Genomic DNA, 13690 nt, shown 5'->3' with positions numbered 1-13690 from the left:
TCTTTTTCTTCGAACTTTACTATCTCAAAGTGATTGATTAGGTATTCGGGCAGTAATAATTTAAGTAATTCTGTCTCATTTAGCATATCACAAATTTATGCTTTTTTCAAAACCCTCCCCTGGTTTTAGGACTGATCCATTAAATCGAAGATAGTCTAGAGGTAATTGAAAAAGGAAGTGTTAGAATATATTGTATTTATAATTCACGAATTTTGATTCTGAGATAAGTTATAGGTTATAGCCAAGATAGAAGCTTTGCAAGACATAAAAATTAAGCTTTTCAAGTTTGCTCATTAAGAAATCAAAATACAAAATCCTACGTCGTCTTCCTATAATTCCAAATTGCTAAACCATTTAAGATAATGGCGAAAACAACAAGATAACCAAGTTCGGTGGAGATTTCGGAAAGACCACTTCCTTTTAAAACGATGAGTCGAACTACTTTGATAAAATGAGTTACGGGCGTGAAGTTGGAGATCGTTTTTGCCCAATTCGGCATGCTGTCGATGCTGGTGAAAAAACCGCTCATCATCATGAAAACCATCATGAAAAAATAGGCGATAGCGCCGTAATAAATCCACCAATTAAGGTCAGTAAAAGCACCAAAATCCCTGGAACCATATAGTATTTGTATTCCGCTCGGGGATTGTACCAGTTCACGTTTTCTAAGTCTATTTTTGCAGGATTTGCGGTATTTTGTTTTGCCAATTTTACATTGATATCCAAGTTTTTATTAAAATCCGAAATTATAGAATTAAGATAAGCGCCTCCCAAAGACGATTTTGTCCCATTAATCGCATCCACCGCAACGTAAACACTTTGCGAACCTTCACGAATTAAGTTTTTTTCGAAACCTGTGGGAATTTCTAAAATCAAATCTGCTTTGCCGTTTTCGATGGACTCCAAGCCTTTTTTGTAAGATTCGGGAGCGTCAATTAAACGAAAATATCCAGAAGCCGAAATTTTGTGAATCAACTGCTCAGAATACGAACTGTGGTCGTGGTCAACGAAAACGAGATTTACATTTTTCACTTCAAAATTGGCAGCAAAAGGCATGATAATCAACTGAATCGTTGGCATTATAAACATCATCGCCAAAATCATTTTATCCCTTAAAATCTGACGAAATTCCTTCTGCAAAATAAATATGAGCACTTTCATTCTAATCTGATTTTAAATTTTAACAAAGCTGTGGTCAACAAAACGGCGGTCATTCCTGCCAAAATCAAGGTTTCTTTCCAAACGTAACTAAAGCCTAAGCCTTTTAACATCACGGTTTTGATGATGAAGTATCTATTTTCTTGGTTTCCGACTTTTTTGCCATAACATTCAACATGTTTACTTTGCAAAGCTAAAAATAAATTTTAATATTAAACAAATTTTTTAATCATTTGATTAAAATTTAAGGTAAACTAAACTTTGGGATTTTAAGTTAGAAATTCGTAAAACATTGTAAAGTAGACTGAAAGAGTATTTTGTAACCACTTCATTTTTAATTGGTAAGCGTTTGAAATTTAGAATCGTTATAACTAAAATATATCGTAATTTTACAATGTGAAAAAGTGGTTCGCTATAATAATGCTAAGTATGTATCTGTTTTCGACGACAGAGCTTTATCAGCTTTTAAAAATGCCGATCCTTATAGAGCATTATATCCAACACAAATCACAAAATAACAATATTACATTGTTTAAGTTTTTGAAAATGCATTACGATCATCCAATAAAGGATGCGGATTACGAGCAGGATCAAAAATTACCTTTCATCGTTCATTCCGAACATTTGGTAGTGGTTTTTACAGTAACACCACGACTGAATATCGAATTTAAAACCCATGATTTTCCATTGGTCTCCCAAGAAAAAATTATCGCTTATGATGATTTGTTTTTGGATGTTGACCATTTCAATGCTATTTGGCAACCGCCAAAATTTAGTTAAGAGCCTGTTTTAGATTTTATTGCTAAAATTTTATGCAAACAATTCGAGTTTGTTTTTTGCTTCATGTTTGAAGGTTTATCGAGATAAATCAAAAATATGAAATGGAAAATCGATTCGAAAATGCATGAATATTTAGCAAAGAAAGTTTAAATATTTAAAAACTATTTCGGTAGAATTTTCAACAGGCGTTAAGACTTTTCCATTTTTTTACGCGTTGTAATCAACTTTTTGTTTCTTCAAAATCTTTGATATGCATTTCTATATCTATGTTTTTGAAGTACACAACTGTTTGTTATAGCAATTTTTAAGCTTAACTAAATTTCCACATGCTTACAAGAATTATTGAGTTTTCTGTAAAGAATAAACTCATCATTTCCATTATGATTTTGGGGCTTATTTTGGTTGGTGGTTATCAAGTCACAAAACTGCCAGTTGACGCTGTCCCAGACATTACCAACAACCAAGTACAGGTCATTACTGTGGCACCGTCTTTTGGTGCGACAGATATTGAACGGTTAGTAACTTTCCCAATTGAACAAGCCAATAGCAATATTTCGGGCTTAAAAGAAATCCGAAGTTTCTCACGTTTTGGATTGTCTTTAGTAACGATTGTTTTTGATGATGACGTCGATGTTTATTGGGCACGACAACAAGTTGCAGAACGTCTCCAAATGGTGAGAACCGAAATCCCAGCAGGAATCGGAAACCCAGAACTTGGTCCTATTTCTACAGGTTTGGGCGAAATCTATCAATACGTTATTCGTTCCAAAAAAGGTTTTGAACAAAAATACAATGTTACCGAACTTCGAAGTATTCAGGATTGGATTGTTCGCAGACAACTTTTAGGTGTAAAGGGTGTTGCCGAGGTCAGTAGTTTTGGAGGTAAACTAAAACAATACGAAATCGCTGTCGAGCCCGACCGTCTCAATGCTTATGGTATCAGTATTAATGACGTTTTCGATGCATTGGCTGCGAACAACCAAAATACTGGTGGCGCTTATATCGAAAAAGGACCGACTGTTCTTTATATCCGAAGCGAAGGTTTGGTTGCCAATGCCGAAGATATCGAGAATATCGCTATTAAGAAAAGTGAAGATGCGCCGCCATTATTTATTCGCGATGTTGCAAAGGTCGAATTGGGGTTTGCAACGCGTTATGGTGCTTTAACTTATAATGATTCGGGCGAAGTTGCTGGCGGGATTGTGATGATGTTAAAAGGAGCCAACAGCAGTCAGGTTATTGATGATGTTAAAACCAAAGTCGCTGACATTCAAAAAAACTTACCAGAAGGTGTACAAATCGAAGCATTTCTTGATAGAACCAAAATGGTAAATAATGCTATTTCGACGGTTGAAAAAAATCTTTTGGAAGGCGCCTTAATTGTGGTTTTTGTTTTGGTTATTTTCTTGGGAAATTTCCGAGCAGGACTTTTGGTGGCGTCGGTTATTCCACTGTCGATGTTGTTCGCGATTTGTATGATGAATCTTTTTGGGGTTAGTGGAAATTTGATGAGTCTTGGCGCTTTGGATTTTGGATTAATCATAGATGGTGCGGTAATTATTGTTGAGGCAGTTCTGCATTATTTTGCACATCATCCGAAGTTTAAGAATTCGCAAAAAATTCAATCTGAGGAGATGGATAGCATCGTCATTTCTTCTGCTGGACGAATGATGAATAGTGCCGTTTTTGGACAATTGATTATTTTGATTGTTTATTTACCAATTCTTACTTTACAAGGTATCGAAGGAAAAATGTTCAAACCAATGGCACAAACTGTCGCTTTTGCTTTGTTGGGCGCATTTTTATTGTCATTGACTTACATCCCAATGATGAGTTCTATTTTGTTAAAAAAACGAAGTTTAAAACCGAGTTTCTCCGACAGAATTATGAAGAAAGTCGAAACGTGGTATCTAAAAACGCTTTTAAAAGTAATCCGAATTCCTAAGATAATTTTCGCAATCGTTATTGGATTATTTGTTGCTGCAGTTATTGTTTTAAGCCAATTGGGAGGTGAGTTTATTCCATCTTTAGAAGAAGGCGATTTTGCGGTAGATACAAGAGTCTTGCCAGGTTCTAATCTTAAGACTACGATTGAAAGTACGCAAAAAGCAGCGCACATTTTGAAATCGCAATTTCCCGAAGTGCAAAAGGTTGTAACCAAAATTGGAAGTGGAGAAGTCCCAACGGATCCAATGCCAATGGATGCTGCAGATATGATGGTGATTCTAAAAGATAAAAAAGAATGGACTTCTGCAAAAACATTCCCAGAATTGTCTGAGAAAATGTCAAAAGCTTTACAAGATGTTCCAGGGATAACCGTTGGTTTTCAGTTTCCTGTGCAGATGCGTTTTAACGAGTTAATGACAGGTGCACGCCAAGATGTTGTTGTTAAGATATTTGGTGATAATCTAGACGAACTTTCCAAAAAAGCACAAGAACTTGGAAAGATTATCGAAGGCATCAAAGGCACTCAAAATTTATACATTGAGCCTATTTCCGGGCTTCCACAAGTGCTTATCAATTACAATCGACCTTTGATAGCACAATACAAATTGTCGATTTCGGACATCAATAGAATTGTAAATGCTGCATTTGCAGGACAAAGCGCGGGTTTGGTTTTCGAAGGCGAAAAACGTTTCGATATGGTTGTTCGGTTGAAAGATACCAGTCGAAAAAACATAAGTAATATTCGCAATCTTTTGGTACCAACGTCGTCAGGCAACCAAATTCCTTTGTCACAATTGGCTCAAGTTGACATTGTGCAAGGTCCCAATCAAATTCAGCGTGAAAATACGCAACGTCGAATTGTTGTTGGTTTTAACATCAAAGACCGCGACGTCCAAAGCATCGTGGAAGAACTGCAACAAAAAGTTGATAAAAATGTGAAGTTGCAACCTGGCTATAATATCACTTACGGAGGTTCTTTTGAAAACTTAAACAACGCAAAAAATCGTTTGATGATCGCCGTTCCTGTAGCTTTAGGCTTGATATTTTTATTGTTGTTTTTAGCATTCCGCTCCATTAAAGAAAGTATTTTGATTTACACAGCAATTCCGTTGTCGATTATTGGTGGCGTTTTCTTTTTGGCGCTTCGAGGAATGCCTTTTAGCATCAGTGCTGGCGTCGGTTTTATCGCACTTTTTGGTGTCGCTGTACTCAACGGGATTGTTCTGATTTCGGAGTTTAACAGGCTTCGAAAATCTGGGGTTAAAAACATTGTCAGAATAGTAGTCGACGGTGGCGAAGCACGATTGCGCCCCGTGTTGATGACTGCTTTTGTCGCATCACTTGGTTTTATCCCAATGGCAGTCAGCAATGGTGCTGGCGCCGAGGTGCAAAGACCTTTAGCAACGGTCGTTATCGGCGGATTAGTTATCGCAACTTTACTTACATTATTTGTGCTACCTCTTTTATTTATTAATTTCCAAAAAGGATTTAAAATGAACAACAAAATTTCAAAACATAGTCTTCCAATCCTTATTTTACTAGGTTTTTCTTGTTTTAATTTAATGCAAGCCCAACAAAGCATCGATTTGAAATCTGCAATCCAAATGGCGGAACAAAACAATCGAATTTTAAAAAATGAAAGATTAAAATCCGAGCATTCCAAAGCTTTGATAAAGTCGGCGTCGGAAGTTCCACAAACTGCGGTTTCTGCAGATTATGGTCAAATTAATTCTGCTTATAATGATATTAAGTTAGGGGTTTCGCAGAATTTTGCTTTTCCAGGAGTTTATAAAAAGCAAAGAAACCTCTTGACCGAAGAATGGAAAAAATCAGAATTAAATGTCGCTTTAAGTGCTTTCGAAATTAAAAAAGCAGTGAGTTTGGTCTTTTATAATCAATTGTATTGGAAGGAAAAAGAAAAGTTATTGCGCGAAGCTTATCAATTGTATTCGGAGTTTTCGGATAAAGCTAAGCTTAGATTGAAAGCTGGCGAATCTAATCTTTTAGAGAAAACAACAGCGGACAATCAAAAAGCAGCGATTGATATTCAACTAAAACAAGTTCAGGAAGAAATTAGACAAAGCGAATTGCAATTACAATATCTTCTTAATTCATCTCAAAATTGGAATACGCAAGATGAAGCCTTGTACATTAACAGCAATGAGGATTCGGAAAATCCAATGTTATCGATTCTAAAACAGCAAGTTGTTGTTGCCGAAAACCAAACTGAGGTCGAAAAATCTAAATTGTTGCCAGGTTTATCTTTGGGCTATAATCTTAATAGTTTCAAAGGTCTTGGTCCAGATGACAAGTTGTACACAGGAACACCTCAATTTCATTCGGTGCAATTGGGTGTAACTTTACCAATTTTTTCGTCTGCTCAAAAAGCGCGCATTAATGCTTCTAAATTAGCACAAAATATTGCGGAGAATGAGGTTCAGAATGCCGAGTTTAGTTTAAAAAACAAAAAAGAACAAGCTTACAATTTGTATCAATCTAATCTTAAAATCGTTCAACAATACCAATCAACAGAGCTTAAAAATGCTGATGTCATTACCGAAACTTCGAAGAAGCAATTTCTAAACGGAGAAATTAATTATCTCGAATTTGTAATGCTTGTCAACCAAGCGATTGCTTTGAAAAGTAATTACGTAGACGCTGTTTGGAAACTGAATGAAAGTGCCATTTTGTTGAATTATTTAAGCCTTAACTAATCTTATGAAACCAATTTTTAAATACCATAAAATGCTTGTAGCTTCTTTGGCTTTGCTATTTTTCCAATGTAACAAAAAAGAGGATGCGCCAGAAAAACCAGTTGTCAATACTGATGAAACAATTGTTAATTTGACCGATGCACAGCTAAAAAATGCACCAATTGGAACAGCTATTTTGAGCGAGCAAAGTATTTCGACCACTTTAAAGCTAAACGGAAAAGTTGATGTGCCGCCACAGAATTTAGTTTCGGTTAGTACGCCGATGGGCGGTTATCTCCGCAGCACATCTCTGTTACCTGGCATGCAAGTTAAAAAAGGTCAAGTGATTGCCATTATTGAAAATCCTGAGTTTGTGCAACTTCAACAAAATTATTTGTTGGCAAAGTCAAAACTTTATTTTGCAGAGCTAGACTACAAACGCCAAAAAACATTGAACCAAAGCCAAGCGAGTAGTGATAAAGTTACACAACAAGCGCAATCGGAAGTTAGCAATCAGCAAATTGCGATGAATGCGTTGGCACAGCAACTTCAGATTATTAATATCAATCCGTCTTCTGTGACTTCCTCGAATATTAAACGAAGTATTCCAGTATACAGCAGTATCAATGGTTTTGTAAGCAAAGTGAATGTCAATATTGGAAAATATGTAACGCCATCTGACATTCTGTTTGAGTTGATTAATCCGAATGATATACACCTTAACTTGAAGGTTTACGAAAAGGATTTACAACTTTTGAAAACTGGTCAACGCTTCGTCGCTTTTACCAACAGCGAGCCTAACAAAAAATTCTATGGCGAAATATTGTTAACCAGTAAAGATGTTGGTCCAGATGGTATTGCTGATGTACATTGTCATTTCGAAAACTACGACCATAGCCTAATTCCTGGAATGTACATGAATGCGGTTATCGAAACGCAAAATGCTTTTGTTGATGCACTTCCCGAAGATAGTATTGTCAGCTTCGAAGGTAAAGATTATGTTTTCGTCGAAGTAAAAAAACAAACCTACAAATTGACGCCTGTCCAACTTGGAGAGTCGGAAAATGGATTTGTGAAAGTTCAGAACGCCTCAGATTTTAAAGGTAAAAAAATTGTGACCAAAAATGCTTACACGCTTTTGATGAAACTTAAAAATACAGAGGAAGAAGAGTAGTTTTAAGTTTAATAGCAATATTTCAATTTATAAAAGCTTAGCTTTAAGTATTTTAAAAGAATTTTTGGTTATAAAACATTTCATAAAATTCTTTATATCAAACTATAAAAATATATTTGCACAATAATTTCCCATCATGACGAGGATTCTTATCGTTGACGACGAAGAAAAAATCAGAACTTTATTAGCCCGACTTTTAGGTCTCGAAGGTTTTGATGTGGTGCCTGTTTCCAATCTGAAAGCTGCGGCTAAAAGGTTGGAGTTGGATGATATTGACGTTGTGGTTTGCGATGTCAAATTGCCAGACGGCAGCGGTGTCGATTTTTCAAAATTGGTGAAAAGTCAATATCCCGCGACCGAACTTATTTTGTTAACCGCTTTCGGGAATATTCCCGATGGCGTGCAAGCCATTAAGAATGGCGCTTTCGACTACATTACAAAAGGCGATGATAACAACAAAATTATTCCGTTGGTTTATAAAGCTGCCGAAAAGGTTAAGCTGAATCGTCGTATTCTGCAATTGGAAAGACAATTGGGCAATCAACAGTCATTTGATAGTATTGTTGGCGAGTCGAGATTGTTGAAATCGGCGATAGATTCAGCCAAGAAAGTGGCTACGACTGATGCAACCGTTTTGTTGACGGGCGAAACGGGAACTGGAAAAGAAGTTTTTGCCCAAGCCATTCACAACGCAAGTCCACGAAGTAAACAGAATTTTATTGCGGTCAATTGTTCAGCATTTAGCAAAGAGCTTTTGGAAAATGAATTGTTTGGACACAAAGCCGGCGCTTTTACTGGTGCGGTTAAAGACGCAAAAGGTATTTTTGAAGAAGCCAATAACGGAACGGTTTTCCTTGACGAGATTGGCGAAATGCCACTCGATTTGCAAGCCAAATTATTGCGCGTTTTGGAATCTGGAGAATTCCTAAAAGTGGGCGACACCAAGCCGACAAAAGTGGATGTACGGATTATCGCCGCAACCAACCGTAACCTACAACAAGAAATTGAAAGCGCTAATTTCCGTGAAGACTTGTTTTACAGGATTGCCGTTTTCCAGATTTCGTTGCCATCATTGCGCGACCGAGTTGCCGATATTCCTGCGTTGGCGAGGTTTTTCTTGTCCAAATTTGCCAGTAAATCCACCAAACATATTACATCGATTTCGCCTGAATATTTAGAAGCTTTGCAAAAGCATAATTGGAAAGGGAATATCCGTGAATTGCGTAACATTATCGAGCGTAGTGTTATTTTGACAGACGGCTCCGAGCTTATGCTAGAAAGTCTTCCTTTGGATTTCATCGTGAATTCGGCATCGAATAAAGAAAATGAATTGTCAGAATTCTCAATGGCAAATATTGAAAAGCAACATATACAGAAGATTCTGAAATTTACCAAAGGCAATAAAGCCGAAGCGGCGCGCCTTATGGAAATCGGAATTGCCACGCTGTACCGAAAAATAGAAGAGTACCAACTCTAAAAAATAGTATCGTTTTGAGAAGAAGCCTATCATTTTGATAGGCTTTTTTTTGCTCAAAATTTTATTAAATATTTATAAGTGATTGTTATGTAATGCTTTAAAGTGAATGTTTCAAAAATGGATTGTCTTTTGGCATTAATGCTTTGAACCTAAAAAATAATCTCATGAAAGCAACAGTTCACAAAATCCATTTGGCAAGAAAATCAAGACTTCACTTGTCAGGTGTGAAACCAAAACATGTGGTATTTGGTATCGCAATCTTAGGATTCGTGGTATGTGCCGCAATTCAGTATTTACAAAATAATTAAATGATGATGACGCTTCTTTTAATCCTTGCAGGAATCGCCTGTTTTACTTTGTTTTTTAAGTCTATCGACTTTTTTGACAAAATGTAATTCGGCGTTCAAAATCAAAATTTATCAAAATGACATTACTTTTTATTATCGCAATTCTGGTGTTTGTCTACATCGTTTATGTATTGCTAAAACCCGAAAAGTTTTAAAAAATGAAACCCGAAACCAAAAAACAAATCCAAAACCTCTTCACAGTCCTTATGATGTGGCTTTTTGTGACAGTGGTCATTTATTTGGCGTGTATTCGGAGACAACAAATTCAATAATTCAATCAAACAATTTTATTCAGAAATGAACACAGAAATACTGGGCATAATTGCCATGTTTACCGTGACCATGTTACTGGCATTTCCGTTAGGGAAGTACATTGCCAAGGTTTACGGTGGTGGCAAAATGGGTGGCGATTTTATCTTTAACCCACTCGAAAAAATAATTTTCAAAATCGCTGGCGTCAACCCAAATACAGAAATGACTTGGCAGCAACACTTAAAGGCTCTACTAACGATTAATCTTGTGTGGTTTTTGTTGGGAATGCTAATCTTGATGATACAAGGAAGCTTGCCTCTCAATCCCGATAACAACCCAAGTATGTCCGCGGATTTGGCTTTTAACACGATTATTTCCTTTGTTGTCAACTGTAATCTTCAGCATTATTCTGGCGAAACGGGAATGAGTTACCTTGGGCAAATTTGGTTGATGTTTTTACAATTTGTAAGTGCTGGTGTTGGTATGGCTGCTGCTGCAATTGTTTTCAGAGCTTTTAGAGATAAATCAACAAAAGAATTGGGTAACTTTTATAGCTTCTTTGTTAAATCTTGCACTCGAATTTTATTGCCACTTTGCATTGTTGTAGCCAGTATTTTGAGCTTCCAAGGAACGCCAATGACGTTTGAGGGAAAAGATACAATTACCAATCTTCAAGGTGACAAAGTAGAAGTTTCTCGTGGACCTGCTGCGGCTTTTGTGGCGATAAAACATATCGGTACCAACGGCGGTGGTTTCTTCGGAGCAAACGGAACGCATCCTTTAGAAAACCCAACTTACCTTAGTAATATGACGGAAATGATTGCGCAGTTCATTATTCCTGTGGCAATGGTATTTGCGTTTGGATTTTTCATTAACCGTCGCAAATTATCGTGGATGATTTTTGGTGTGATGACCATTGGATTCCTTGTGCTTGCAATACCAAATATCGCCATGGAAATGAACGGCAACCCCAATATTGCTTCCATGGGAATTGACAATCAATTGGGCGCAATGGAAGGCAAAGAAACTCGAATTGGTGCGGCAGCTTCAGGATTTTGGAGCATCGTGACAACAGTGATTTCTACAGGTTCCATTAACTCGATGCACGACAGTTCTATGCCTTTATCGGGGATGAATGAATTGTTGGCAATGATGATTAATGCTTTCTACGGCGGTGTTGGCGTTGGGATTCTTAACTTTTTCGTGTTTATTGTTTTGGCAGTTTTCATCAGTGGATTGATGGTTGGCAGAACGCCCGAATTTTTGGGTAAAAAAATTGAAGCGCGCGAAATGAAAATCGCAATGATGATTGCACTTTTGCATCCTTTTTTAATCTTGGTCGGGACGGCGCTTACAGCAGCAATGCCGTCTCAAGGTGCTGCAACACTTAACAATCCAGGCTTCCACGGTTTTAGCGAAATGTTGTACGAGTTTACTTCATCCGCGGCTAACAACGGAAGCGGTTTCGAAGGTCTGGGTGACAATACACCTTGGTGGAATATCGCGACAGGATTTGTTTTAATTCTTGGGCGTTTCTTACCCATTATTGGACCTGTTGCCATCGCTGGATTATTGGCAGAGAAACGTTTTATCCCAGAAAGTGCGGGTACTTTGAAAACCGATACCGCCACTTTTGGCATGGTGATTTTTGCTGTAATTGCGATTATCGCGGCGCTTGCCTTTTTCCCAGCGCTTGCTTTGGGACCTATCGCTGAATATTTTTCTTTAAAATAAATGTTGACAAGAAATGAAATCTCAAAATAAATCTTTGTTTCAGAAAGAAATGGTGCAAACGGCACTGGTAGAATCTTTTGTGAAACTAAATCCTAAAACCATGTTCCGAAATCCCATTATGTTTTTGGTGGAAATCGGCACGGTAATTATGCTTGGCGTTAGTATTTGGACTTTGTTGGGCGAAAAATCACAAGGAAGTTTTACTTATAATTTCACCGTATTTTTAATTCTGTTTATTACTCTACTTTTTGCAAATTTTGCCGAAGCAATTGCCGAGGCCAGAGGAAAAGCGCAAGCAGACAGTCTTAGAAAAACAAGAGAAGAAACACCTGCAAAAAAGCTAAACATCGGAAATGGCGAATTTTCTCGTGATAAATCCGATCAATATCCAGTAACCGTGATCAATTCTTCAACATTGAAGAAAGGCGATATTTTTCTTTGCGAAGCAGGCGACATTATTCCTGCTGATGGTGAAATTTTGGAAGGTTTGGCAACCATTGATGAAAGTGCGATAACAGGCGAAAGTGCTCCAGTTATTCGTGAAGCGGGCGGTGATAAAAGCAGTGTGACAGGCGGAACTAAAGTTTTGTCTGACCAAATAAAAGTAATCGCAACAACTGAGCAAGGCGAAAGTTTCTTGGACAAAATGATTGCATTGGTAGAAGGAGCAGCGCGCCAGAAAACGCCCAACGAAATTGCGTTGACAATCTTGCTGGCTGGATTTACCTTGGTTTTTATCATTGTAACAGTGACGCTAAAACCTTTTGCAGATTACGCTCAAGCGCCAATTACCATTGCAGCATTTATCTCATTATTTGTTTGTTTGATTCCGACTACTATTGGCGGATTGCTTTCTGCGATTGGGATTGCGGGGATGGACAGAGCTTTGCGTGCAAATGTGATTACCAAAAGCGGTAAAGCTGTGGAAACGGCTGGTGACATCGATGTTTTGCTTTTGGACAAAACAGGAACCATCACGATTGGGAACCGCAAGGCAACTAATTTTTTCCCTGCGGAAGGCGTAGATCAGCAACATTTTCTCAATTTAATTGCTTTAAGTTCGTTAACTGATGAAACGCCCGAAGGTAAATCGATTGTCGAATTGGCTTCGCAAATGGATGAAGGGCAATGGACGGCAGACAGCGAGAAAATCGCTTATAACAACCGCGGAACTTTGTTGACTTTTCCTTTGGCTCAAATTCGTTTTATCAAATTTACAGCAGAAACCAGAAGTTCGGGATTGGATTTCGAAAACCAAAGAATCCGTAAAGGTGCTTTTGATGCGATTAAATTTTTGGTGGAAAAAGCAGGAAATACTGTTCCAAAAGAGATTTCTGAGGAAGTAACCCGAATTTCGACAAACGGTGGAACGCCTTTGGTTTTGGCAGAAAATGAAAAAGTTTTAGGCGTTATCGAACTTCAAGATATTATAAAACCTGGTATCCAAGAGCGTTTCGAAAGACTTCGCAAAATGGGAATCAAAACCGTGATGGTTACAGGTGACAATCCTTTAACTGCGAAATACATTGCGGAAAAAGCAGGCGTGGACGACTTTATTGCCGAAGCAAAACCAGAGGATAAAATGAATTACATCAAAAAAGAACAGTCCGAAGGAAGATTGGTAGCGATGATGGGCGACGGAACCAACGATGCTCCAGCTTTGGCACAAGCAGATGTCGGCGTTGCGATGAACAGCGGGACGCAAGCTGCCAAAGAAGCGGGGAATATGGTGGATTTGGATAATGATCCAACGAAGTTAATTGAGATTGTAGAAATCGGAAAACAACTTTTGATGACGCGCGGAACGCTTACCACTTTTAGTATTGCAAACGATGTTGCCAAGTATTTCGCGATTATTCCAGCGCTTTTTATTGCGGCAATTCCAGCCTTGCAAGGACTTAATATTATGCGTTTGCATTCACCAGAAACGGCGATTTTGTCAGCGGTAATTTTCAACGCGATTATTATCCCGATTTTGATTCCGTTGGCACTGAAAGGTGTGGCTTATAAACCCATTGGTGCATCAGCTTTACTGAGAAGAAACCTCTTTATCTACGGACTTGGCGGCGTTATCGTTCCGTTTATCGGGATCAAAGCCATTGATTTGTTGGTGTCTTTATTCTTTTAA

The 13690-nt window shown here is 37.8% G+C and carries 8 protein-coding genes and 2 pseudogenes; 8 read left to right on the top strand and 2 right to left on the bottom strand.

Annotated features, from left to right (window positions below; all coding sequences use genetic code 11):
* Positions 1-316: 316 nt before the first annotated feature.
* Together Q1V95_RS13055 and Q1V95_RS13050 are read right to left on the bottom strand one after the other, a co-directional pair.
* A pseudogene (locus Q1V95_RS13055) lies at positions 317-1161 on the bottom strand (ABC transporter permease).
* Positions 1158-1292, bottom strand: a pseudogene (locus Q1V95_RS13050) (ABC transporter permease); the annotation flags it as partial. The pseudogenes Q1V95_RS13055 and Q1V95_RS13050, both read right to left, overlap by 4 nt.
* 262 nt (positions 1293-1554) lie before the next feature.
* Between Q1V95_RS13050 and Q1V95_RS13045 the strand changes: the two are divergent.
* The 8 genes from Q1V95_RS13045 to kdpB all read left to right on the top strand — a co-directional run bounded on the left by Q1V95_RS13045 (position 1555) and on the right by kdpB (position 13690).
* Positions 1555-1938, top strand: a complete 384-nt coding sequence (locus tag Q1V95_RS13045; RefSeq protein ID WP_300674765.1) for a hypothetical protein — start codon at positions 1555-1557, stop codon at positions 1936-1938.
* A 326-nt stretch (positions 1939-2264) separates the two neighbouring features.
* Entirely contained in the window at positions 2265-6599 is a 4335-nt protein-coding gene (locus tag Q1V95_RS13040) for a CusA/CzcA family heavy metal efflux RND transporter (protein WP_300674763.1), read from the top strand.
* A 4-nt stretch (positions 6600-6603) separates the two neighbouring features.
* Positions 6604-7752: an efflux RND transporter periplasmic adaptor subunit gene (locus tag Q1V95_RS13035; RefSeq protein ID WP_300674760.1), complete on the top strand. Its 1149-nt coding sequence runs from the start codon at positions 6604-6606 to the stop codon at positions 7750-7752.
* Between the two features lie 136 nt (positions 7753-7888).
* Complete coding sequence (locus Q1V95_RS13030) at positions 7889-9229, top strand: sigma-54 dependent transcriptional regulator (RefSeq protein WP_300674757.1); 1341 nt, start codon at positions 7889-7891, stop codon at positions 9227-9229.
* A 164-nt stretch (positions 9230-9393) separates the two neighbouring features.
* Positions 9394-9537 carry a hypothetical protein gene (locus Q1V95_RS13025; RefSeq protein WP_300674754.1) on the top strand — a complete coding sequence of 48 codons (144 nt, stop codon included), beginning with the start codon at positions 9394-9396 and terminating at the stop codon, positions 9535-9537.
* Positions 9538-9653: 116 nt separating this feature from the next.
* Positions 9654-9731, top strand: coding sequence for a potassium-transporting ATPase subunit F (locus Q1V95_RS16320; protein WP_366143290.1), 78 nt, complete (start codon positions 9654-9656; stop codon positions 9729-9731).
* A gap of 142 nt (positions 9732-9873) precedes the next feature.
* Entirely contained in the window at positions 9874-11562 is a 1689-nt protein-coding gene (gene kdpA / locus Q1V95_RS13020) for a potassium-transporting ATPase subunit KdpA (RefSeq protein ID WP_300674753.1), read from the top strand.
* Positions 11563-11575: 13 nt separating this feature from the next.
* Positions 11576-13690: a potassium-transporting ATPase subunit KdpB gene (kdpB, locus tag Q1V95_RS13015; protein WP_300674750.1), complete on the top strand. Its 2115-nt coding sequence runs from the start codon at positions 11576-11578 to the stop codon at positions 13688-13690.

This window comes from Soonwooa sp. (genome assembly GCF_030151385.1).
In the GTDB taxonomy this organism is placed as follows: Bacteria; Bacteroidota; Bacteroidia; order Flavobacteriales; family Weeksellaceae; genus Soonwooa.
Note: the sequence above shows the minus strand (reverse complement) of the source record. Positions and strands in the feature narration are given on the sequence as shown.

Excerpts from the sequence above, each read along its gene's own strand:
- Q1V95_RS13040 (WP_300674763.1), top strand. The coding sequence starts at position 2,265 with ATGCTTACAAGAATTATTGAGTTTTCTGTAAAGAATAAACTCATCATT.
- Q1V95_RS13035 (WP_300674760.1), top strand. The coding sequence starts at position 6,604 with ATGAAACCAATTTTTAAATACCATAAAATGCTTGTAGCTTCTTTGGCT.
- Q1V95_RS13030 (WP_300674757.1), top strand. The coding sequence starts at position 7,889 with ATGACGAGGATTCTTATCGTTGACGACGAAGAAAAAATCAGAACTTTA.
- Q1V95_RS13025 (WP_300674754.1), top strand. The coding sequence starts at position 9,394 with ATGAAAGCAACAGTTCACAAAATCCATTTGGCAAGAAAATCAAGACTT.
- Q1V95_RS16320 (WP_366143290.1), top strand. The coding sequence starts at position 9,654 with ATGACATTACTTTTTATTATCGCAATTCTGGTGTTTGTCTACATCGTT.
- kdpA (WP_300674753.1), top strand. The coding sequence starts at position 9,874 with ATGAACACAGAAATACTGGGCATAATTGCCATGTTTACCGTGACCATG.
- kdpB (WP_300674750.1), top strand. The coding sequence starts at position 11,576 with ATGAAATCTCAAAATAAATCTTTGTTTCAGAAAGAAATGGTGCAAACG.